This window comes from Paenibacillus sp. FSL H8-0260 (assembly GCF_045040625.1).
GTDB classification, from domain to species: domain Bacteria; phylum Bacillota; class Bacilli; order Paenibacillales; family Paenibacillaceae; genus Paenibacillus_AQ; species Paenibacillus_AQ odorifer.
Genome location: NZ_CP150298.1, coordinates 2,214,733 through 2,237,291, shown reverse-complemented (window position 1 = coordinate 2,237,291; position 22,559 = coordinate 2,214,733). Strand labels below are relative to the sequence as shown.

Here is a 22,559-nt window from a genome sequence, read left to right as displayed (position 1 = left end):
ACGATGACTGAAACAGAAGTGGGGTTCCTCGGCATTATGACAGGCCGCCGCAACGGGAATCCACCGATCGCCGAGCCAGAGTTTTGCAGTCATTTATGCCGGGCAGCTCCTCTATACAGCCTAAAAGTCCTCGTATTTCATCCAGACGGAGTAGCGGCAGACGGTTCCTCCATTACCGGCTATACCTGGAAAGATGGAAGCTGGCAGAATACTACTTCTTCACCGCCAGATATTGTCTATAATCGCTGCTTTTACGAAGGTCCTAAAGAAAGAAAAGAAGCTTCCGCTGCTCTCTCTACTCTTCATCGTTCCCTGCCTTGGTCTCGAGGTTTGCCAGATAAATGGGGTGTACATGAGATATTGAAGCGCGACCGGAGAGCAGCGGCAATACTGCCGGAAACTGTACTCTATACCGGTACCCGCAGGTTAAGTACAATGCTTGCTGAAAGAGAATATGGAGTCTTTCTAAAGCCCAAGGCCGGCACCCATGGCAAACGTACATTACATGCCATACTGCAGAACAGAGGGATGAGAGTACGAGGGCGTGACGGAACAAATACACCCTTTCAATATGTTTTCGACTCACAGGCTGAAGGACTGAACTGGATTCATGAATTTATCGGCTCACGCCGCTATATTATACAGCCTTTCCTGCACCTAACGAATAGTAAGGGGCAACCGTTCGATGTGCGTGTATTGATGCAAAAGAATGGCCTTGGCCGCTGGACTCTAACCGGCATGGCCGTACGGCTGGGTAACCAAGGTTCGCTGACTTCGAACCTGCATGGCGGCGGAACAGCTGTTTCTCCCCTGCCTTTTTTGCTTGCTGAATATGGTCAGGGTGGAAAAGACATCATGCGTGAGCTTGCTGCAGAAGCTGCATACTTGCCTCCCCTACTGGAGGCTGCATGCGGCAGGCTTGGAGAACTCGGCCTTGATTTCGGTATTGATTCGAGCGGTCGGATTCATTTACTAGAAGCAAATTCCAAGCCAGGGCGCACGGTATTCCGGCTGACGGGCGACCGCCGGGCTGCTAAGCTCGCCGCCGAGAATCCACTGTCTTATGCGCGCCATCTACTGCTCACACAACGACGGATACCATCCCTATCTACGGGCAGCTCCGTTACAAACGGGAGAATGATAACAATGGTTCCTAAGGAGGATTCATAAATGAGTCTCACTTTTTGCAATGTGCATTTCACTAAGCAGCCCCAAAGAGTTGTATATGTATCAGGTGCACTGATGAAAAGCTTGAAGTTAACGGGGAAAAAAAATATACGCTTAAGGCTCGGTAAAGATGCCACCCCGACCATGATCAAGCCCATCAAGCGCGCCGGAAATCACCTATATCTCGCCTCAGGCGTAAAAAGCGCTATCAAGGTTCCGAAATCAGGTGGTGTCTATTTACGCAATCTACAGAATGACGAGGTGCAGCTAGGACCTTTAGTTGGCATATTGTCCGATGGTCCTGCTTCCTCGTCTCAGCCCTTCGGTTCTCGCACAGGGTTCATCAAGCAATTGCTGCGGGAAGGCAGCAACAAATGTTATATATTTGCCTTTATGCCGCGTGACATCAACTGGCAACAGGAACAGGTCTATGGATATTTTTTGACTTCAAGCGGTAAGTTTGAACGAAAAATGGTCCCTCTGCCTGATGTTGTCTATAATCGATTGCCCAGTCGGAGAGCTGAGACCTCACCCTATATCAACCAACTTCGCGAACGATTTATGCGGAAAAGAATTCCATACTTTAACTGGAGCTTTTTCAATAAATCCGATATCTATAAGCTTTTAGAAAATGATGGGGCGGCAAATCGATATGTACCTGAAACCCACAGCAATCCGTCCACGGAAAAAATGAGAGAAATGCTGGATCACCATCATTTTGTATACTATAAACCTTCTGCGGGAAGTCTGGGTCACGGCATTTATCGGCTTACCTATCTCCCGAAAAAGGGGTATTTTGCCCGCTACCGCCGCGGTGGAAAAAACGTTCTTTTACGCTTTACCACCTTTGAAGCCCTTATGCGTATGCTTCGTTCGCGTCACGGTCAAAATCTGCAAAATTATATAGTTCAGCAGGGAATACGTCTCATTGAAATAGATGGCTGCCCGATTGATTTCCGGTTCCATATGCATAAAAACGGCAGTAATCAGTGGATTGTAGTCGGCATAGGCGCTAAAAAAGCCGGCCGTGGTAGTGTCACCACTCACCTTAAAAATGGAGGAGCATTGCTTACACCTCAGCAAGCACTCGGACGTGTATTCGGCGCAAGAGCTGATGAAGTACTGCAGCGTGCAAAGACTACAGCCATCAAGCTGGCAGAATCACTAGAAGTCCAGCATCGTCATTTGCTCGGTGAAATTGGCTTTGATCTCGGAATTGATCAGGATGAAGACATCTGGATGTTCGAGGCCAACGCCAAACCAGGTCGTTCCATCTTCCGTCACCCTTCCCTGCGCGCTGAGGGCAAAGCTTCCATCGAGCACATTCTGGAGCATTGTCTATACCTCAGCAAATTCCGCAGGAGGGATGAGATGTGAGCACCCATAATCCGGAAGATACAAAACCTGTTATTGCCATACTGACAACCAGCGATAAAGTACGGCAATTTAATGGCAACCGCAGCAACTTCCGGGACATTATTCGCACAGGCAAAGAAATGGGATTTCTTGTCTACGTCATCACTGTCCGTGACCTCAAGCTTGAGGAACGGATGGTGAACGGATATGTCCCATCGTCCAGCGGTAAAATCTGGTACAGCATTCCTGTACCTCTTCCACAAATCATTTATAACCGAATTCCCACCCGTGAGGATGAGGAAAAACCTGCTGTGGTACGTAAAATAGCTCAATGCCTGGAACATCCAGGCATTAAGCTATATAATCCATATTTTTTCAATAAATGGAGTCTGTTCGAATGGTTAAGGGGTTCGCACTCCACCTCAAAGCATGTTCCAAAAACGAGACGATTACGCAGTGCAAACACCCTTACTGCCATGCTGAACCAGCATACCAGCCTCTACCTTAAACCAGAGAATGGCAAAGCAGGAAAAGGAATTATGCGCCTAAAATATCGTGCAGATACCGCTTTGCCTTACCGGCTCCAAATTCAAAGCGGCAAAAAAAATGTGACGTACAAAGCAGCTTCCATGGACCGGCTCTGGGCAAGAATCGGAAAAGAAAAAGGGATCTCTCGTTATATTGTGCAGCAGGCTATTGAACTGGCGACTCATCGGGGCAGACCGTTTGATCTGAGGGTGCTTCTGCAAAAAAACAGCAGAGGCGGCTGGGGAGTCACTGGCATAGGTGCACGCCTCGCCGGTGCCCGAAGTATAACGACACATGTACCACGCGGAGGTAGTATTGAAGAGCCTGCCAGCATGCTGGAAAGTACATTTGGAACCGAAAGAGCAGCCATGATCCTGAAGAGCGTGCCTACAACCGCCCTTCTTATCGCTAGACAAATTGAAAGAGCTTCTGATTCTATGCTCGGAGAGATGTCGATGGATCTGGGTGTAGATGAGAATGGGGGACTCTGGTTCTTTGAGGCCAACTCCCGGCCGATGAAATTTGATGAACCCGCGATCCGCAAGCTGTCCCTAGAGCGAATCTTTCACTACGGCCAGCATTTAGCGCGCCAGTTTAAATAGAAATCATTAAAAGGATGTGACACAGCATGCAGATATCCTCCATCTATGACACAAATGCCAAGCAGTGGAAATCACGGCTGGCTGGACTGCTTGAGTTTATAAGAGCGCATGGGGAGAAGCGAATCACAAACCAAGCTTGCAAAGTACTGGCCCGATTAACACCGGATCAGTTGTCAGAGCCGGGTATCTCGCTGCTTGTCGCTACCGTACGCGGTCAGAATGGGCGCCAGCTCGCAGGAGTCAGCTTCGTATCCGGTTTCGGTGCAGAAGCCTGTCTTGTCGCTGTGCACCCCTTCTACCGGAATAGACATACCGGCACTGCCTTAATGGCTGCCCAGCTGAAACGCCTCGGGCATCTGCAATGCAGTGTTGCCTGCGACAATACTGCTAGCCTAAAGATGTGCTTCAATATCGGCCTTGCTGCCGACACACTTACCACTGGTCCTACCGGCAAGCCAACATTACTGCTCCGGTCACCCCATCATACCGGCAGCACTACTATTTCTCCACAAGAAGGTGAACTCCTGTGCCAGAGCCCGTCTTAGGCATTCTTACTTTATATATTAACGAAGCCAAGCAGCTTGAAGAAAAGGCCGTGTACCGGAGAATGATCGTCGAGGGCAAACGAATTGGCTTGGATGTCTTTGTGTTTACCCCCATGGATGTTCATCCCAGCAAAGAGCAGATCCATGCCCTTGTCTTTGATCCCAAGAGCGGAAAATGGTCACGCAAATGGCGTTCTTTTCCGAACATGATTTATGACCGTTGCCGTATTCAGCGCAGCTCACGCTTTCAGCAACTGCTTCGTTTCCGAGAACGCTACAATCATCTGTTATTTATGAATCGTCCACTGCGCAACAAATGGACCATTCACCAAACATTCTCACAAAAAAGCCGTTTCCGGCAACATATGCCAGAAACTTTACTCTATCAGTCCTCTGCCGACCTGCGCCGGATGCTGAAAACCAATTCAGTAGTCTATATCAAGCCGGCAAACGGCACAGGCGGACGTGGCATTCTCAGAATTGAGAGAATGAAGGATGGGCGTGGGGTATATGATATTCAAGGCCGTCGCCAGGATCGCCGAATCATTCCCACCCGTAAAGTCTCTTCTACTCGGCTGGATTCCATCGTACGGCAATGGTGTATCGGTGGACGTTTCCTTATCCAACAGGGGATCCCATTACGTCTGCCGGGCGGACGTTTCCATGATTACCGGATGCTCGTTCAAAAGAACGGGCAAGGTGTCTGGGAACTGACAGGTATGGCAGCACGAGTCGGTGCAGCGCGGAGTGTAACCTCGAATCTTCATGGCGGTGGTCATGCCGTTCGAGCGGAAACGCTGCTGAAGGAATGGCTGGGTAGTCAGGATAAAACCGATAAGGTCATGAAGACTGCCGAGAGGTTAGGTCTTGATGCCGCAGCCTTCCTGGAAGAAAGTTACGGAGCCTTATGTGAGCTTGCATTGGACCTCGCCATTGATCGCGAAGGTAAAATTTACGTGCTGGAGGTTAATCCAAAGCCCGCCCGTGAAGTGTTCGCAAGATCAGGTGACGGAACCACTTACCGCAAAGCCCTGATTCGCCCTCTGGAATACGCGCTGTGGCTCTACAATAACAAAGGAACCCCGAGCACAGCTAAAACGACTGAGGAATAAAAATATCTTAGTAGTCATAAAAAAAAGACACCCCTAGCTCGTATTAATACGAAGCCGAAGGGGCGTCTTTTTCGATTTATTTGGCCAATGATCCCTGCAGGGAACCTGCATCGAAGTCCGGCTGTGCTTCGATATCGGTGTCACCTGCAGCTTTGGCTTTTTCAAGCGCCGCATTATAGCGAGTATTCAAGTCCTGAAGCTCTTTATCTAAATCTCCACCACCAAAAATATATCTATTGAAGACATCAACCTTCTTTAGTCCTTCCAGACGTCCTTCACTGATGACCATCGGAGTCGCTGGATAAATCCCGTCTAACTTCGTAGGCAGAAAATTTTCAATCCCTGCAATGTCTGGTGCCTTGGCAACTGTAGCAACCGATGGAATAACCGAAACCCCATACCCTGCTTCCTGGTAAGCAATCTGCACATCATCACTGTACATCCATTCAATAAACTTCCAAGCTTCTTCCTTATGCTTAGAATCCTTGCTCATAGCCAAATAACTTCCTGCAATAACTTGGCTGACACCCTTCTGCTCCCCGTCAATGGTTGGAGGAATCGCAGCTGCCCAGCGAATTTCAGTTGGGAATTGGGTTTTGTAGACCGTCGGCTCAACGGAATGGTTGAAATACATGCCGATCTTGCCTTGAGCGAATTGCGCACGCAGCGGGTCGATATCAAGCGATTCCGATCCTGGCATCATACTTCCATCCACCTTAATCTGCCGTAGCGCCTCAGCAACCTCTTTATAGACGCTAAAATCAAATTGCCCCGTCTGGAAGTCAAAGCCCTCTGTGCCCTTAGTCTTGCTAAGTGTTGTTATTGGATAAGCGATACGCTCAAATCCGCTGGTACTTTTGAAATTACCCGCGAAGCCGTAAGCGCCTATATCTTTTCCCGCTTCCGTAATTTTCTTGGCATCCTCGACCATCTCTGCGAGTGTGGTAGGCGGCTCTGTAATGCCAGCCTTCTCGAACAAATCTACGTTATAGATTAGGCGCCAGAACTGACCGATATTGGGAAGGCTATATATTTTGCCGTCAACGGTATTTTTCTCGTTGATAAGTACGTTCTCGAACCGGCTCTTCATCTCTGGTGAAATGTAGCTATCAAAAGATTCCAGATACCCTCTTTTGACCCATGTTGGCACGTTATAAGTATCCACCCGGAGAATATCAGGCGCCTGCATGCTGGAGAAGGCAATATCCACCGACTGGGTATAGTTCTCTGCCATAACCTTCATTTCAATCTCGATATTGGGATTAAGACCTTCATACTCGCTGATCTTTTGCTCAATAAAATCAGAATCATGACGATCAATGGTCCAGTAGACCAATTTTGTTTTTTCGGAGTTTGTATTGCTGCTGCTTACCTCCGTATTAGATTCGGATGATGAACAGGCGGCCAACGAGCCAGCCAGCATCAGCGAAACCCCAGCTAATATCCATTTGTTTCTTTTCATCTAAAATGCCTCCCTTTTCTTTTGAAATCGCATTCATTTCTTAAGAAAATTATAATTCCACTGCCCTTTTATCAGTGAAGGAGAAAACAACTGTCAATGGGAGACGAAATCACTGTTTCCCTCCACTTTGGGCAAGGTATATTTTGCACGAAAGTCAGTCGGCGTCATTCCGGTGTATTTTTTGAACTGCTCTGTAAAATAGGGTCGATCCTCATAGCCCAAAGAGATGGCAATATCCTGAACCTGTATGCCTTCCAGCACCAGCTCCTTGGCTTTGTCCATTCGTCTCCCGATAATATATTGGGCGAGTGTCATCCCCGTCTCCTTTTTAAAAAGATTGGAGAAGTAGCTAGGACTAAGATGCACCTCCCGTGCACAGTCCGCGACGGATAGATTTCGCTGCAGATTTCCATTGATATGAGTGATGGCCCGATCCACAAGCATACGCGCGTCACTGCATTGGCGTTGTTGCAAATACGTACAGCCCAAACGGCAAAATTCCCGAATCTGGCGGCTAAGATCTTCAAAAGAGACTGCACTGCTCATGTCTGCAAGCTTATTTTCCAGAGTTTTAACTTCCGAATCCGTTGCTTTTTCCGAAAAAATCCGATGGATAGAATGAGCCAGTTCAAGACATAACGTCTTAACGATGGACGGGTTAGGCGTTGCCGGTGCAGTAATCCAATCATGCCAAATATGATCCAGCTGCTCCTCTGCTTTGGACAAATTCGCCGAACGCAGACAATAAAGCAATTCTTTCTCCTTGTCATATGAGTATCTGGGTAGCACGGCATTCACGACTGCATCTTCAACATAGGTGTACACGCTGTTCCCACCATTTAGAAAGGTGTTCGCAAGTGCAGACAGCGCCTGCGCATAGGAAGCAGAAAGCTGCCCTACCTCCTCCACCTCTCCACCCAGTCCAATGGATACCGTCTGGTACGTATACCGATGTACATTTTCCCGGCATTTCTCTGCAAGTTGCTCCATATTCGGCTCCGCCAGAGGGTTCATCACAATAACGAACTGATTCACATTTTCCCGGAACACAATGCCCCGAGTGTATTCGGATATTGTATTTTCCAAAATATTCTGTACGGCAAAGCGGATTAATTCCACCTCGGAAACCGTAAGTTCTGATGTACGTTCCACAAAAAAATCCACTTCCGCTACCATCACGCAAAAGTTATGGTTATTCATCTCGATATTGTAAAAATCCCACTGCTGGCTCAAGTGCTGCTGCCTAGTTCCGTAACGGATGAGCAGACGCATATATTCCTGACGCAAATAAGGTAAGCTCTCGCGCAGCTTTTGTTCCATGCCCATCATCTGCTCAGCTTGACTGCGTTCCCGCTCCAACACTTCTTTGGCCTTCAACACGGATTCAAGCACTTGAACCTTGGTATACGGTTTTACAATCAGATCAAAGGCACCCAGCTTAACTGCTTCCTGGGCATAGGTGAAATCAGAATAACCCGTCAAAAAAATCAGTTTGATGCCTGGCTGCTCGGCTTGGATGCTCCGCATCATCTCTAAACCATCCTTAAAAGGCATTCGGATATCCGTCAATACGATGTCAGGACGATGCTTGCGGATCTGCTCCAGACCTTCTTCCCCGTCTGCCGCGGTGGCCGCGATCACAATCCCATGTTCCTCCCAAGGAATCCGCTGCGACAATCCGCGGACCACTGCAGGAATATCATCAACAATACATATTTTAATTGAATGGGCGCTCAGGATTTATTCCCCCTTCCACAGGAATGGATAGAACAGCTTCGGTTTCAACACGCGGACTGCTTCGAAAGACCAATCCGGCTTCTTTGCCGTAGTACAGCTGCAGTCGGCTACATATATTAGACAGAGCATAACCTCCACTGCCGTTCGGCTCCTTCAGCCAGGCATTGAGTTTCTCCGCATTCATGCCGGTTCCGTTATCGGTAACCCGGATGAGCAGTGTGTTTTTGGCTACTTCTACAGAGATCCGGATCACTCCCCCTCCCCTTAATTCCTTAAGGCCGTGCAGGATTGAGTTCTCCACCAAGGGCTGAATAATAATTTTCAATACAGGAAGCTCCAGCAGTTCCACTCCGGCATCAATTGTATAGTCAAACAACCCTTCATAACATTGCTGCTGAAGGTTTAGATACTGGCGGACATGTTCCAGTTCCTTGCCTAAGGTCGTAATTTCCTGCCCGTTGTTCAGTCCCAGCTGAAACAGTGCAGACAGCGAAATGACCATCTGTTTCACATCTTCATATTCATCCATCTCACATTTCCAGAAAATCGTGTTTAATGTGTTATATAAAAAATGAGGCTCGATCTGCGCCTGAAGCGCCTTGATCTCCGCTTTTCTCTTTTCTTTTTCTGTATCCTTGACTTCAACAATCAACTCACCAATCCGGTCTAACATCTGGTTAAATTTGCGTCCCGCCTCCCCAATCTCATCCTGGAAAGGACTCTGGAAGCGTGCACTGAGATCCTCTTGCTCAACACGAGACATCGTCCGTTGCAGTTTCAGCAGCGGTCCCAGTAGCAAAGCGGACAGATACCTTGCAAGGAAAAGCGCGATGACGATACATGCCGCCATGATCATCAACACCAGCCATTGAATACTCCGAACAGGTTGCAGCAGTTCCTTTTTGGACAGGTAGCTGACCAACACCCAGTCTTTTGCGTACCCTGAACTGGCATAGCTGAGCAGCATTGGCCCATCCCCAGCAGAATATTCAAAATTACCCCGGTCCGCTTCCCTCAGTTTGTCCAAAAACACAGAGTCCCGAGACCATTCCGGACGTCTCCCGTCTCCGAAGACGCTTGTTCCCTCTTTATTGATCAGTAAAAAACGCGCGGAGCCAAGACTCCCGCCTCCACTTACAGTATCTTCAAGAATGTCCTCTTTTACATTAACAATCAAAAATAGATCAGGGACATAATTGTCTGTAAGCGGCTGCAAGACTAGGGAAATAACATGGTGTTTCCCGGCAAATAGCTCGTCCCGATGACTCTCTACCCAATTGGATTCAGGTTTCTCCTTAATCCGTTGGTACAGCGAAGATTCTAGAAATGGGGTCAAGGTTCTGCGCTGATTGCTGGTAGAGTAGAAATCCCCGTCCGGCGTACTGATCAAGATAGATTCAATGGAGTTTTCCGTCAACTCTACCTGCGTGAAGGGCGCTTGCAGCATAGAAAAATTGGCAAAAAAACGTTCCATATTATGAGCTTTAATATCCCGGATGGTCTGCTGATAAGCTTCGCTCAACATCATCGTGGAGGAAGCCACAATGATTTGCTTTAACTTCTGGTCCAGGACATTGATTGACTGAGTCAGCACATTTTGATTTAACTCGACAGAGTTACGCTCCATCGCCCGAGAAGCGATGGAGTAAGCCAATAAACCGGTGACAGAAATACAGAATACCGTCAGTGCGGTAAAAGATAGCCATATTCTTTTCTTCAAAGAGGTACGATAAACCCAGGCCTTCAGCATGTATTCACATCCTTCTTGAATAGCTGTCCGAAGCCCGCCCCGAATTTAGCCCTTTACAGAGCCAGCTGTCATCTGCATGAACGATTTATTAGCGAAAATATAGACAACAATCATTGGCAACATGGACAGACATGCACCCGCGAGCATCAATTGAGGTTGCGCCGCATCGCCGATACCATATTTTAGCCCCGCCAATCCTACGGTGAGTGTCTGTAATTTTGGCTGTGTCATGGTAAAAACCAGCGGCAGAATATATTCGTTCCATGCTCCGCGGAAGGTCCAGAGCGCCGTGACTCCAAGGGCGGGCGTCAGAAGCGGTAAGATAACTCGAAAGTATACGCTATAGAAATTACAGCCGTCAATAAAAGCAGCCTCATCCAGATCCTTCGGAATCGCTCGTACAAAACCAATCAACATAAAAAATGCCGTGGCATGCGCACTAATCAGAATAATAATGACACCCCATAACGATTTCTGTAGATTAAGCGCTACCATAAGGTCAAATTGCGGCCGAAGCACCACAGCACCGATCGAGATAAACAGCGTGCAGGACTGAATTACAACATATATACGTTTCCCGTAAAAATCGACTCTCGCTACCGCATATGCGGCCATGGTTCCAATGAATAGAGTGCCTAAGGTGGTAAAGATACTGATAAACACACTGTTCCATGTAAAGCGGGCAAAGTTAGCCGAATTCCAAGCCTGCGCGTAGTTTCCAATCTGCCATGACTTAGGCAGCAAGGTGGTTCCTGTCGTCAACTCCAGATTGGTCTTAAGGGATCCAAAAAAAGCCAGAATAATCGGAAACAACGCAAAAGCCGCCACTATAAGTAGAAAAATCCACAGCAAGGTCCGGGACAGCACCGCTCGGGTCTTGAAGGACCGGACAGGCTGGACCGAAGTGTTCTTCGTCTCCGCATGTAATGTACTCACTGTTCATTCTCCTCTCTTTTAATAGATATCATTTAGCTTTTTAGATACATAAAAGTAGACTAAGGTAATCAGACCTACAATAACTGCTGTGGCAAAACCAACCGCACTACCGTAGCCAAATTGCTGAATGCTTGTACCTCCACTGGATACAGGGAAGAACAGCTTATACAGGTACAGGTACATAACTTCCGTCTTGCCATAAGGACCGCCTTCGGTAAGCACCATAATACTCTCGTAGCCTTTTAGGGAGGCGGTAATAGCGAGCATAATGATCATTTGCAATACAGGTCCGAGCATGGGAACGGTGATGTTCCACATTTTTCTGAAAGGTCCAGCTCCATCTATAGATGCCGCCTCATAGAGATCCTCAGGAATGTTCTGTAAACCAGCGATAAAGAGCAGCATATAGTTACCGATAGCCCCCCATATCGCAATCATAATAGCGGTTAGTAAGGCATATTTCGGCCCTAACCAATCTATCGGAGCGGAAATAATTCCAGAGCCGACCAATAGCTGGTTAACCATCCCGTTGTATGAATTAAAGATAACGTAGAATACGATGGCCATAACCGAAGCACTGATTACGGTCGGCATAAAGTAAACCGCTCTTAGCAGCTGCCGCCCTTTCAAAGCACGATTGAGGACAACCGCCAGTAAAAATGATAATGGCAAGGTGATGAGCAGCTTGCCTCCAGCGTAGATAAAGGTGTTGACCACTGACTTCCAGAATTCCTTATCCCTTAATAAGCGCTCGAAATTCTCCAGTCCGATAAACAGGGGTTCGCCGAAACCCTGGTAATCATAGAACATGTACTTCAGAGCCCAAAAGATCGGATATACTCCAAAAACCAGCGTCAGAATCAAACTGGGAGCAACGAAGGTCCAGGCGTTAATTTGACGTTTTGATAAATTCATTTATTGTTCCTCCTGTCCATTGGACTAAGCTTATGTCCTTAATGATAATTCTATCCGTTCGTAACGGTTAGGGAGAAAGCGACTGCGCTTGGGGGAGAATTTCACTTTTTCAGTTGCTTTGTCCCCTTTCCTTCATTTGTTTATCTATCCCGTCCTTCGTAAAGCCACGTTTATACTAATTAAGAGAAAGCTCACCCACGAACCATGACTACTTTACAAGGAGGTTAGAACTACCGATGATTTCAGCATATGGTGGCGGTACACGCCCCTTCGGATGTTATACCGAAGGAGAGCTGGAGGGCATACGCCTTAGAATCGAACAGCTTCCCAAGGTCCGGCAAGAGTACGAAAGACAACAACAGCTGTCTGAACAATTTGCCAGCCGAGAAGCTGCTGCGCCCCTCCATAAACTCGGGGTGTTCCGGGTAGAACCCTTTGTTTTTAAAACCCCTCCCAGAACGGCCTTCCTCAAGCTTTCTGTACAGATTCGGGGAAAGGGCACGGCGCGCATCGGGGGCTTGCGTCTGACTCATTCGCAGCTTGGCTTGCCGGTTGAACTAGCGAATGGCGGTCTAGAATCTGGGATGCTGGGGTGGAGTCAAGACCGAGAAAACGGAAGCACAGTATATCTAGAGAAATTGGCCAGCTGGCAGCAGGGTCTCCAGCCATCTGGTGTAACCCCATCTGGCGCTAGTCTGGCAGACGATTTGCAATGTATCTGCATCAGTAATGAGGAAGTGATAGGATTGACAATCCTTCATTATGGAGAGACCATACCTGTATACGAAGGTGATCATTACAGCGTGCAGACGGTGCTCAGTCTGGAAGCTCCTCTAGGCGAAGGAATCTGCATCGGGGTCCATTTTCTAAATGCTGCGGGGCAGCCATTGGGAACTGAGCTGCTCTCCCCGCTTTTTAATCGGCCGACACTTACCAATTGGGCCTTCCTGCTGGAGGCTACGGGAGCGGACGCCAATATGTATATGACCACGGGTGAAAGTAAATTTGCGGTTCGAGCCAAGCAAAAGCTCCAGTACATGCTTGCCGATATGCGGGTAGGCATGGATATTTTCCGTAGAGACGGCTGGCATGACGATGATACTTACGGCGCGGTGCATATCGGGAGGGGGCTCGCTGCTGCTTCGGTAATCTACGATCAGATTGCTGGCAGCAGTGTATTCCTCACTGGAGAAGAAACCGAACTTCTCGCTCATTTCCGCTATATCGCAGACATGATGATGGATACCCACTACTACCGGTTTGATCTGGAGACCTTCCCAGATGAAAAGGGAGGAAAACGCAGTAATTGGAATGCCGACCGGGCAACCGGACTGGGTGTATATGCCCTCCTCTTTCCCAATGAAAAACAAAGTGAGGCATATCTTGATCATGCCCTCTCAGTCATCAACTGGCAGCTGGCAGAAGTTGTGGATTCAGACGGTGCGTGGCCAGAAAATATTCGCTACCATGGCGCAGTATTGCATCGCTATTTTCTCTTCTTCGTCCTATTAAAGCGTTTGAAGGGCATTGATTATTTCAAGCATGAAAAGGTAAAGGGCATGTACCGTTTCCTAATCGGCACAGTGACTGCACCAGATATTATTCAAGGCGGCTCTTCTCGCTCCCCCATCCTGCTTACACCAGCGGTCGGCGATGCCAATGTGCAGGAAAAATGGTTTCGCCTGCTCGGATATGCGGCCCCATTCTATATGGACGAAGACCCCCAGCTTGCCGGGGAAATGCTCTGGACGTGGAAGCACGGCGGAGAACCGATTGAGGATAGTGGCGCATTTCCTCTGCCTCTGGTCGCGCTGTTATATCCACAGCCCGACTTAGCAGAACAAAGGCCTGCACTCGACTCCGTACATTATCCCGATATCGGTTATGTCATCTTCCGCAACGGAGAACAGAACCTTCAGCATTATGCAATCTACGAGGCGTCTCCGCTGACTTATCACGCTCATCATGATGAAGGGCACTTCTCCATCTGGGCAGATGGTGTTCCAGTAACCCTTGATTCTGGAACGGGAGGTTACTATAACGGAGATCGGCATTGGTATGTGTCCAGCGCAGCTCATAATGTTGTTCAATTTACCGATTCATTCGGAAATTTTGCCAATGGCCCACTGCAAAGCACATGCAAGGAAGTACGCTTTTCAGAAGAGTTAGATCATGCCAGCAGTCTTATTCCAGAGGCTAACGCCAGAGAATATGAGCGGAATTTCTTGTTCATTAAAGCAGGCTTTAACGTCTACTTGATATGGGATCGAATTGAGGGAGCATCGAACAGCGTCTGGAATCTGCATACACTCAGTACTGATGCAAGTATAATGGAGCAATCCATTGATGCAGCTTGCCTGAACGGCAAGCACCTAAGCGCTTATATCGCCGAACCAGAACTTCCAGTGATTACAATGGGAGAAGGCGCTGTAGCCGGGAATTATCCGCTGGCAGAGCAGCAACATTTTCGTGTTTATGGTGGTACAAGCGATTACGTCATTCTGCTTCATCCCCGGACAGAAGATGCTTCTTCACTACAGCTTGAACAGCTTGATTATGAAGAGGCTGTCGAAGGAGTACGCTTGTACAGGATATCCCGTACGGATGGAAAATGGTTTATCGCCGCCATCAACGGCACCAAGGAGGAACACCTTGTTACTGTTCCGGGTCCCGGACCGCTTAGGCTGCTCGGAGAATCTGAGTCAACATCCGGGCAACCTGAAGCAACCCAATTAAGAATTGAGGCAGGCAGAATTCACATCGCCATGCCCCGATAACTATATAAAAGGAGGAAGATTAGAACATGAGCAATCTTGGAGTATGGGAACCAGCAGAACCGGGAGTTAAACGCTGTATCTTGAACGCTGCAGCCAGTCTGATGATGATGGAGGTTCATTTCGAAAAGGGAGCCGAGGGCTATGAGCATAGCCATCCTCACGAGCAGATGAGCTACTGTCTGCGTGGAAGCTTTGAATTTCGTATTGACGGCGAGAAGCATAAGGTAACCACGGGGCAAAGTATTGCCATACCGCCAGATGCAAAGCACGGTGTAACCGCATTGGAAGCAGACTCTGCGCTGCTCGATGTCTTCACACCTATCCGCGAGGATCTGCTGAAACGCTAATAAATATATATCTGGCAGCAAAAAAAGGCCCAATCATTCCATTTCAGAGGGAATGATTGGGCTTCTGTTATTTTTCAGCTTGGTACCGTTCCACCTCAAGTGATGCTAATAACAATGGAGCGACGCCCATAGGCACATCCGACAATACGTCCTCAGAGATATAGTAATCGTATGAGCCATTACGGTCTTTGCTCAGACCCGCTCCATGACAGATCTGGTGCAAGTGCACACCTTGTTCATCCTCTTCAGTCAAATGCGTCAAAATGCCTTCATACCCTTGCAACATCGCCTCTATAAAAGAGGATTCCAGATAACCTAATCTTAGTCCCTTAGCCATCGCATAAACAAACATGCACGAGCCGGAAGCTTCAAGATAATTGCCTTTTCTCCCCGCTTGATCTAACACCTGGTACCAGAGGCCAGTCTCCTTGTCTTGAACCTCCAGAAGCGCGCCGCACATCCGCTGGAAAATGCCAATGATCGTCCCCCGCTGCGGATGAGTGAGCGGAAAATGCTCCAGGCAATCAACCACAGCCATCGCATACCAGCCCATCGCCCGGCTCCAAAAATGAGAGGACAATCCGGTAGACGAGTCAGCCCATTCCTGCTCTTTGGATTCATCCCAGCCATGATAGAGCAGGCCGGTCCGTGGATCGCGGGTCCGCCGCTCAACCAGCAGCAGCTGATGCGCCGCTTCGTCAATCAGTTCAGGTCGTTGAAAAACCTTGCCGTATTCCGCTAGGAATGGCGATGCCATGTACAGCCCGTCCAGCCACATCTGGAAAGGGTATACCTTCTTATGCCAGAATCCCCCTTCGGAGGTGCGGGGATGTCCAATAAGCTGTGCGGCCAGCAAATGGGCTGCTTCAGCATACCGTTCTTCTCCGGTTTTCTGGTATAGCAAGAACAGGTTTTTCCCCTCGTTAATCTGGTCCAGATTGTATTCTTCCAGCCTGTAGGTACGGATGGAACCATCCGCTCCAATAAATGTGTCCATATGCCGCTCCATAAAGGAGACATACTCAGGCTGGTCGAGCTGAACACCCGCCCGGGCCATTGCCATCAGCAGCATGCCCGGAACATAAGCCCATCTTTCCAGCACATATTCATGCTCTCCCTGCTTGTTGCACCCTCCAAGAATCGTATTCGCAATTTTACTGGACAAGCGAACGGTTGTTGCTTCAGTTATAGACATCCTTATTCCTCCTTCGTTTGTCATCCATATGAAGTCTAATCTTATGCTCAGTTGAGCTGCTTGCGCAGCCAGGCAAAGGCTGGTTCACCATGAATCTCATGACCTCCGGTGAAGAAGTCCGCTTCTACCTGTCCGATATGATTCGCCGACCTGTAAATCGTCTGCAACTGGGTTAAAGCTAATTTTGTTCCGCGCGGGCCAAACAGATGATCGGCATCTCCCGATTCGAGGAACAGACCACGAGGGGCAATGAGGCCCAGTAGGTCAGGCATCTCCGCTTCCAGCAAAATCCCTGGAATATAATTATCAAGGCAATGATTGCGTGTCAGAATACTGTCTGCGAAAGTATTGGCATACCCGCTTACGACCGCACAAGCGATTCGTTCGTCAAGTGCAGCTGTGAAGCCAGCCACCAGTCCCCCGCCGGAAATACCCATAATTCCAATTCGTTCGCTCTCAACCTCTTTTCTTGTCTGCAAATAATCCAGTGCCCGCATGGTTTCGTAGATACGGTAGCCGGCCATCGTCTTCCCAACCATCAACAATGCGGATGACAGGCGGAAGCAGGAATTACGTCCAGGCTCCCCGCTTGTTAGGTCTTCTTCCAGTCGCCTGTCGCCAAAGCCGAGCAGCTCCGGGGCTGCCACTACAAAGCCCTGTTTTACCAGTGAAACAGCGAAGTCTTTGTGCAGCCCGGGATCTCCCTGCCGATCCGATCCGTCCGGGTTCAAGCCTACGATCTCCCGGCTTCCATAGCCATGTCCATGAATGGCAAGAACGGCAGAGGCAGGGGTAGAGAACGGCTGATCCGGGATCAAAAGATACAGCGGCATGCGCAACCCTTCATAGGTAGTTATCTCTATACGTTCACGGGTATACCCGGTGCAGACTGTACGTTCCAGCAGAACCGGTTGCAGCTCCTCAGCTATTTCTGGAAAGCCACCTAATCGCTCTGTAAATGCTGTGGTAAGCTCCTCACGCCATTGCTGAAAGGGATCTTTGCTGAAAGCCGATTTGCACTGAGCTGAACCAGCTAGTTTTTTCATGTATTGTTCCAGAGGCTCCATCCGAAGTGCTCCTTCCTTAATATCCTTCAGGATGCCAGCCATCAAGCACGGACAGCACCCTATACTCCGCAGCTTCCTGTGGAATCAGCTGCCGCGACCATGCAGCTCTGGCTTCGGGATTGGCTCCCGGTCCACTGCTGCCATATTCTTCATAGCGGCTAGTTTCCTCCCTGTCCGGCTGCCCCCAATTATGCCAGCCTTCGCCGATAATCGAACTGTCTATGACCGTGCGGATAAAAGCCACATGTGCATAAGGGCGCCAAGGTCGGCCAAGATACACTTCACTTACACCTTGACCGCCAGTAATTTCACAATCGAGGAATACATAACCAAACGGTGCGCCTTCAGGCGTTGATGCGGCTGTTATATATCCTCTGGAACGTTTGTTATGCAGCCGGCAACGTTCAAACAAAGCCGTAGCCGCGCCAAAAATATAATCCACATCGCCTTCAATGTAACATTCGTTATAATATTGCTTTCCTTGCCCTGTATACAAAGTATCCTGATCACCCAGCAGGCGTACACGCCGGAATACAGCATGACCAGCATCAACAAAAGCAGCCACCGCCTGGCCAGTGCCGGGACCTGATGCATTTCGAATGGTCAGATTTTCAGCGGTGAAATGCTCAGCGAATACATTCAGGGTACCGGATTTGAACGTGCCAATCGGCTCTCCGTCCGGACCTAAAGTGTGCGCGTTGTCTGACCACGTAATGATGGTGGAATTCGTGTCTTCCCCCAGTAGCAGAACCGGAGGCGTTCCCTGTTTCACTGTAATTTTTTCCTCGTAAATGCCGGGTTTGATCCGAATCGTCACTTCTTCCTTGTGTTCCTGTGGAATTGAATCCAACGCTGCCTGTAGACTACTGAATCCTTCGTCGATACTCTTAGAGACTGTAATTAACATCTGCGGCTCCTTTCCTATCAACCTGAGTTTATTCTATAATAACCGTAACGCTTCGTAAGAGAAGAGGAGAATTATGACTAGCCTGACTAGCCCCAATCACAAATATCATATTGAAGAAGACCGCTACAGCATCCAGCATATGAAACGTAAAGGCATCACTGCTATGCCACGTCCCCACAGCCATGACTTAGCCGAGCTGTACTATCTGATACAAGGGGAGCGGGTATACTTTGTGGACGACCGAGTCATTACGGTTCATAAGGGTGAGCTTATTCTTATCTCCGGCCGGGAGCTTCATTCCACAGCAAGCTCGGAAGTAGCCGAATTCGAGCGGATTCTGATCAACTATGATCCTGCTCTTCTACCGCCATCCCTGCAGAATGAAGCCATCTGGTTTCATGACCGCGGGTACCGCTTGTTCAAGCTGACCCTGCGCGAGCAGGACGAAGCGGAAATTCTAATGAACCGGATGCTGGAAGAATGCCGGTTGCAGCGCCCGTATTACGAAACCAGCGTAATCGCTTTATTCTCCGAGCTGATGATTCTCCTCCAGCGTTCAGAGAGTATCTCACAAGCTGGAGGGACGAAACATCCGCTCCATCATCTAGTAACGGATGTAGCCACCTATATCCGTGATCACTACCGTGAGGCCCTTACTCTGGAAGAGACTGCGAGTAATTTTTACATTAGTCCTTCATACTTGAGCCGGGTATTTCACCGATTGACGGGTTTTCACTTTCGGGAATACATCGTTCATGTCCGCGTAAGGGAAGCCGAACGGCTGCTTGTCGGATCTACAGGCAAAATCCAGGAGATCGCCTCCGCTGTCGGATTTGAACATCTTTCCCATTTCAATAAAACATTCAAAAAATCAACCGGTCTGACCCCGCTCCAATACCGAAAAGAAGCAAGGTCACACCCACGGAAGTTCAAGACGGATTTCCATCATCCATAGAATTTTTTTATCTCTCTGTAATCGTCAAATCTTCGGAATGAGTGAGCGTGACGTGGCTGCATCTATGCGCAGTTATCTTCGGCATCTCCGAAGTCTGCAACCGGATACGATCCAGCGTGAGCCCCGTGGCATGCCGCAGCACAATTCCCCGATCACTCACTGCGTGGAATTTTTCGATGGTTAGATCAGCAAGCGGCATCTCCGGCAGCCCGTTAACCAGTAGAGCGGTTGCCGCACCATGGCACACAATGTTCTTCAGGGTAATCTTCCGAAATTGCGGAGTTTCCTCTGTAACCGAAAATAACTGCTCGTCATACCCTTCCGATCCTTCAACCCCTGCATAGAACATATGAAAGGATACAGCCTCATGGATGATGCCAGTCATGTTGATATTCTCCATTACAATATCCTCCACCACACCACCTCTTCCCCGGGTGCTTTTGAACCGCAAGCCAATGTCCGTGCCGATGAACAGGCAGTCGCTAACTCGAACTGCATGGACACCTCCGGACATCTCGCTGCCGATCACAACGCCTCCATGTCCGTGATATACCGTGCAATTCCTGATGGTAATATACTGGCAGGGCATTCCCCACTTACGTCCTTCCTCATCCTTACCTGACTTGAGACAGATGGCGTCATCACCCACATCAAAGCTGCTGTGCTCAACTAGAGCATGCGTGCAGGATTCCAAATCAAGGCCATCCCCGTTCTGCGAATACCAAGGATTACGTACCTGAACATTTCGTACGGTAATCTGCTCGCAGCCAATGGGATGAAGACACCAAGCAGGTGAATTCTGGAAGGTCGGCCCTTCCAGCAGCACCCGCCGGCAATTGCGCAGGCTAAGCAACGTCGGACGAAGATACGTACGAGCAGGCAGATAAGCCTCCATACTAGTTTCTCCCTTATCCCACAGCTTCCGGCAGAAGTCCTCTCCTTCCATGGCTTCCCGGGAAGGCCACCATACTTCGCCCTGCGGATCAAGCACTCCTCCAGATTCGATCAAACGCTCCCATTGCTTCTCGGTCATCTTAAACCGCTTCACTGGGCGCCAGCCTTCGCCACTGCCGTCGAATATCCCCTCACCGGTTATTGCCACATCGCTTAAACCTTCTCCATCGAGCGGAGCCTGACAGCGCCAGCCGGCATTCCCCTCATAATGGGAAGAAAGTAACGGATACAAGGTATGATCAGGGTCAAACTGCACCAACGCTCCCTTGTCTACATACAGATTAATTCGACTATGCAAAGTAAGGGGTCCTGTGCGCCAGATGCCAGCTGGAATAACAACCTTTCCGCCGCCCGCCGCAGCGCAGGCATCCAGTGCAGCCTGAATAGCAGAGGTACATAGCATTAATCCCCCCTCTTCTGCCCCATAATCCGTGATTGCAAAAGTCCGTTCGGGAATCTGGGGAAGCTCGGGAATCGGATACGTGTTAGTTACAAGATTGCTGCTCATTGAATTTCACCTCCTCCTATTACTCAAGTCCTTCATAGCTAAACCAGTCGAAATCGGCATAGCTTTCGCTCTTTGCACCTTGAGAGCTTGCGTACATCCCGAGGTATGCTCCTGTGAATCCTCCGGCCAGATCGGTGCTGAGCACTCTGCCATCCGTCCGTTCGCAGAAGGCTGTCCACTTGGCGGCTTCAGAAGCTCTGTAATAGAAGCTATACTCTTGTCCCCTGGCTTCCACCTTAAGCTGTACCTGATCCTGTGGATATGGCACTGACGCCAGCAGCTGCTCGCTGCCACCCATCCGATGAATCAGCTGTAATACACGTTCGCCTGCCTCTAGCCCCAGTTCATAACGGAAGTGGTGATCCGCATTTTGGAGGAGAACAAGACCAGCTACTTCCCCTTCTGCAGCGGGACTAAACGTCATGTCCGTCGCCGCTCTGAAGTTCAAATGCTGCTGGCGTCTACCGATATAAGATGGATTGGCAATCTCCGAGAGCCGTTCTGGCTTCAGGCGAAGCCGCAGAACTCCAGGCTTGTCGGTAAGACTCCAGAATTCACCCCGCGGTGTCCGCAGGAAATTCCAGATCGGTTCCAGCTCATTACATATAAACTCATCGCGCGCAGGCAATTCCGGCCATTTTGTCTCTGGCAAATCCGGAGCCTCCGTCTCAAATTCCAGCACCCCTTTACCGGGATTGACCACAGGCCATTCATTCTCCCAGATTACCGGTGTCAGGAAGGTTTCACGTCCCAGATTGCGGTAATAACCACCGCTGGTTCGTGAAGCCAAGCAGAACATCCACCAGTCACCATGCTGAGTCTCTACCAGCTCTCCATGACCCACATTAACAATAGGATACGCTCTGCCAAGATGGCGATGCGTTAGAATCGGATTGGCTTTATGGCCTTCATAAGGACCTGTCACACTCTTGCTTCTGGCAATCGTAATCGCATGAGTATGCCCGGTTCCACCTTCGGCAATCAGCACGTAATACCAAGCGCCGATCTTATAAATATGCGGTCCCTCTTGCGCATGAGCTACCTTGAGTGCGCCTTGCCAAATACTATGCTTCGGACCGATTAGCTTCCCTTGGCTGAGATCAATCTCCTGCAGCCAGATATCCATATGCTTCGGATAATCCTGCCCTTCCGGCGGAACACGGTTGCCGGTATAATACACCTTGCCGTCTTCATCGAAGAACAAAGAGGAATCAATGCCGGGTGCATCCTCCAGCCATACAGGATCAGACCAGTCTCCGGCCGGATCGGTTGTTGTTACATAGAAATTATGCTGGTTCTTGTCATTGTCAATAAAAGTGGTAATCATATAGAAAACTCCCTCATGATAGCGGAGCGTCGGTGCCCAAATGCCCATGGAGGGAATCGAGTGATCCAGATTGAGCTGGGACGGGCGGTCCAGTACATGGCCAAGCTGGCGCCAATTGACCAGATCCTTGCTGTGGAAGATAGGAACGCCTGGGAAAAATTCAAAGCTTGAAGTCACAAGATAATAATCTTCACCAACACGGATAGCGGAAGGGTCAGGATAAAATCCCGGCAGCACTGGATTGCGGAATGTTCTCATTAAAAGTAATCCTCCTCAAAACAATTCAAATGTAAGCACCACCAATTATAGTTCGTATAAGTTTAACTTTCTTGTATTTTCTATGTTCTATTTCTTCATTTTTATACTTTCATGCTATATTGCCCATATTTCACTCCTTGTCAGCTAATAGCCT

18 protein-coding genes are annotated in these 22,559 nt (G+C 49.0%); 8 read left to right on the top strand and 10 right to left on the bottom strand.

What is annotated here, in order from left to right:
• Positions 1–3: 3 nt before the first annotated feature.
• From MHI51_RS09745 to MHI51_RS09725, 5 genes are read left to right on the top strand one after another with little or no spacing between them, the layout of a single operon-like run.
• Positions 4–1,170, top strand: coding sequence for a YheC/YheD family protein (locus tag MHI51_RS09745; protein WP_076220185.1), 1,167 nt, complete (start codon positions 4–6; stop codon positions 1,168–1,170).
• Entirely contained in the window at positions 1,171–2,544 is a 1,374-nt protein-coding gene (locus tag MHI51_RS09740; RefSeq protein WP_036683976.1) for a YheC/YheD family protein, read from the top strand. It abuts the gene before it with no gap.
• The gene (locus MHI51_RS09735; protein WP_076124884.1) at positions 2,541–3,653 is read left to right on the top strand and encodes a YheC/YheD family protein; all 1,113 of its coding nucleotides are present in this window, start codon (positions 2,541–2,543) and stop codon (positions 3,651–3,653) included. The genes MHI51_RS09740 and MHI51_RS09735 overlap by 4 nt, the downstream gene beginning before the upstream one ends.
• Positions 3,654–3,679: 26 nt before the next feature.
• Complete coding sequence (locus MHI51_RS09730; RefSeq protein ID WP_076124882.1) at positions 3,680–4,198, top strand: GNAT family N-acetyltransferase; 519 nt, start codon at positions 3,680–3,682, stop codon at positions 4,196–4,198.
• Complete coding sequence (locus tag MHI51_RS09725; RefSeq protein ID WP_076276423.1) at positions 4,180–5,310, top strand: YheC/YheD family protein; 1,131 nt, start codon at positions 4,180–4,182, stop codon at positions 5,308–5,310. Before MHI51_RS09730 ends, MHI51_RS09725 begins: the two co-directional genes overlap by 19 nt.
• 76 nt (positions 5,311–5,386) lie before the next feature.
• Here MHI51_RS09725 and MHI51_RS09720 read toward each other — a convergent pair whose 3' ends face one another.
• The 5 genes from MHI51_RS09720 to MHI51_RS09700 all read right to left on the bottom strand — a co-directional run bounded on the left by MHI51_RS09720 (position 5,387) and on the right by MHI51_RS09700 (position 12,110).
• Positions 5,387–6,772, bottom strand: a complete 1,386-nt coding sequence (locus tag MHI51_RS09720; protein ID WP_405173820.1) for an extracellular solute-binding protein — start codon at positions 6,770–6,772, stop codon at positions 5,387–5,389.
• A gap of 93 nt (positions 6,773–6,865) precedes the next feature.
• On the bottom strand, positions 6,866–8,482 hold the full coding sequence (locus MHI51_RS09715; RefSeq protein ID WP_256717495.1) for a response regulator: 1,617 nt from the start codon (positions 8,480–8,482) through the stop codon (positions 6,866–6,868).
• A gap of 7 nt (positions 8,483–8,489) precedes the next feature.
• Positions 8,490–10,259, bottom strand: a complete 1,770-nt coding sequence (locus MHI51_RS09710; protein ID WP_076276424.1) for a sensor histidine kinase — start codon at positions 10,257–10,259, stop codon at positions 8,490–8,492.
• 45 nt (positions 10,260–10,304) lie between these two features.
• On the bottom strand, positions 10,305–11,123 hold the full coding sequence (locus tag MHI51_RS09705; protein WP_076125141.1) for a carbohydrate ABC transporter permease: 819 nt from the start codon (positions 11,121–11,123) through the stop codon (positions 10,305–10,307).
• 90 nt (positions 11,124–11,213) lie between these two features.
• Positions 11,214–12,110 (bottom strand): carbohydrate ABC transporter permease, encoded by an 897-nt coding sequence (locus tag MHI51_RS09700; RefSeq protein WP_076219913.1) that lies wholly within the window; start codon positions 12,108–12,110, stop codon positions 11,214–11,216.
• A 236-nt stretch (positions 12,111–12,346) separates the two neighbouring features.
• On the opposite strand from MHI51_RS09700, the gene MHI51_RS09695 reads away from it, so the two are divergent.
• Both MHI51_RS09695 and MHI51_RS09690 read left to right on the top strand, forming a co-directional pair.
• Positions 12,347–14,887: a heparinase II/III family protein gene (locus MHI51_RS09695; protein WP_076219912.1), complete on the top strand. Its 2,541-nt coding sequence runs from the start codon at positions 12,347–12,349 to the stop codon at positions 14,885–14,887.
• A gap of 26 nt (positions 14,888–14,913) precedes the next feature.
• Positions 14,914–15,234, top strand: coding sequence for a cupin domain-containing protein (locus tag MHI51_RS09690; protein WP_076219911.1), 321 nt, complete (start codon positions 14,914–14,916; stop codon positions 15,232–15,234).
• Positions 15,235–15,301: 67 nt separating this feature from the next.
• Here MHI51_RS09690 and MHI51_RS09685 read toward each other — a convergent pair whose 3' ends face one another.
• Genes MHI51_RS09685 through MHI51_RS09675 form a run of 3 tightly spaced genes read right to left on the bottom strand, consistent with a single transcriptional unit; the run spans position 15,302 to position 18,403 of the window.
• Positions 15,302–16,429, bottom strand: a complete 1,128-nt coding sequence (locus tag MHI51_RS09685; RefSeq protein ID WP_076219910.1) for a glycoside hydrolase family 105 protein — start codon at positions 16,427–16,429, stop codon at positions 15,302–15,304.
• 47 nt (positions 16,430–16,476) lie between these two features.
• On the bottom strand, positions 16,477–17,538 hold the full coding sequence (locus tag MHI51_RS09680; protein ID WP_256718967.1) for an alpha/beta hydrolase family protein: 1,062 nt from the start codon (positions 17,536–17,538) through the stop codon (positions 16,477–16,479).
• On the bottom strand, positions 17,513–18,403 hold the full coding sequence (locus tag MHI51_RS09675; RefSeq protein WP_405173819.1) for a pectinesterase family protein: 891 nt from the start codon (positions 18,401–18,403) through the stop codon (positions 17,513–17,515). Before MHI51_RS09675 ends, MHI51_RS09680 begins: the two co-directional genes overlap by 26 nt.
• Positions 18,404–18,476: 73 nt before the next feature.
• Between MHI51_RS09675 and MHI51_RS09670 the strand changes: the two genes are divergently transcribed.
• The gene (locus MHI51_RS09670) at positions 18,477–19,358 is read left to right on the top strand and encodes an AraC family transcriptional regulator (protein ID WP_076179655.1); all 882 of its coding nucleotides are present in this window, start codon (positions 18,477–18,479) and stop codon (positions 19,356–19,358) included.
• Positions 19,359–19,365: 7 nt separating this feature from the next.
• On the opposite strand, the gene MHI51_RS09665 is transcribed toward MHI51_RS09670, so the two are convergent.
• Both MHI51_RS09665 and MHI51_RS09660 read right to left on the bottom strand, forming a co-directional pair.
• Positions 19,366–20,820, bottom strand: a complete 1,455-nt coding sequence (locus MHI51_RS09665; RefSeq protein ID WP_405173818.1) for a glycoside hydrolase family 28 protein — start codon at positions 20,818–20,820, stop codon at positions 19,366–19,368.
• A 19-nt stretch (positions 20,821–20,839) separates the two neighbouring features.
• The gene (locus tag MHI51_RS09660) at positions 20,840–22,405 is read right to left on the bottom strand and encodes a glycoside hydrolase family 43 protein (RefSeq protein ID WP_076220562.1); all 1,566 of its coding nucleotides are present in this window, start codon (positions 22,403–22,405) and stop codon (positions 20,840–20,842) included.
• Positions 22,406–22,559: the final 154 nt, after the last annotated feature.

Coding starts and splice junctions, on each gene's coding strand:
- MHI51_RS09660 (WP_076220562.1), bottom strand. CDS start 22,405: ATGAGAACATTCCGCAATCCAGTGCTGCCGGGATTTTATCCTGACCCT.
- MHI51_RS09695 (WP_076219912.1), top strand. CDS start 12,347: ATGATTTCAGCATATGGTGGCGGTACACGCCCCTTCGGATGTTATACC.
- MHI51_RS09685 (WP_076219910.1), bottom strand. CDS start 16,429: ATGTCTATAACTGAAGCAACAACCGTTCGCTTGTCCAGTAAAATTGCG.
- MHI51_RS09720 (WP_405173820.1), bottom strand. CDS start 6,772: ATGAAAAGAAACAAATGGATATTAGCTGGGGTTTCGCTGATGCTGGCT.
- MHI51_RS09665 (WP_405173818.1), bottom strand. CDS start 20,820: ATGAGCAGCAATCTTGTAACTAACACGTATCCGATTCCCGAGCTTCCC.
- MHI51_RS09675 (WP_405173819.1), bottom strand. CDS start 18,403: ATGTTAATTACAGTCTCTAAGAGTATCGACGAAGGATTCAGTAGTCTA.
- MHI51_RS09690 (WP_076219911.1), top strand. CDS start 14,914: ATGAGCAATCTTGGAGTATGGGAACCAGCAGAACCGGGAGTTAAACGC.
- MHI51_RS09680 (WP_256718967.1), bottom strand. CDS start 17,538: ATGGCTGGCATCCTGAAGGATATTAAGGAAGGAGCACTTCGGATGGAG.
- MHI51_RS09670 (WP_076179655.1), top strand. CDS start 18,477: ATGACTAGCCTGACTAGCCCCAATCACAAATATCATATTGAAGAAGAC.
- MHI51_RS09700 (WP_076219913.1), bottom strand. CDS start 12,110: ATGAATTTATCAAAACGTCAAATTAACGCCTGGACCTTCGTTGCTCCC.
- MHI51_RS09710 (WP_076276424.1), bottom strand. CDS start 10,259: ATGCTGAAGGCCTGGGTTTATCGTACCTCTTTGAAGAAAAGAATATGG.
- MHI51_RS09730 (WP_076124882.1), top strand. CDS start 3,680: ATGCAGATATCCTCCATCTATGACACAAATGCCAAGCAGTGGAAATCA.
- MHI51_RS09740 (WP_036683976.1), top strand. CDS start 1,171: ATGAGTCTCACTTTTTGCAATGTGCATTTCACTAAGCAGCCCCAAAGA.
- MHI51_RS09745 (WP_076220185.1), top strand. CDS start 4: ATGACTGAAACAGAAGTGGGGTTCCTCGGCATTATGACAGGCCGCCGC.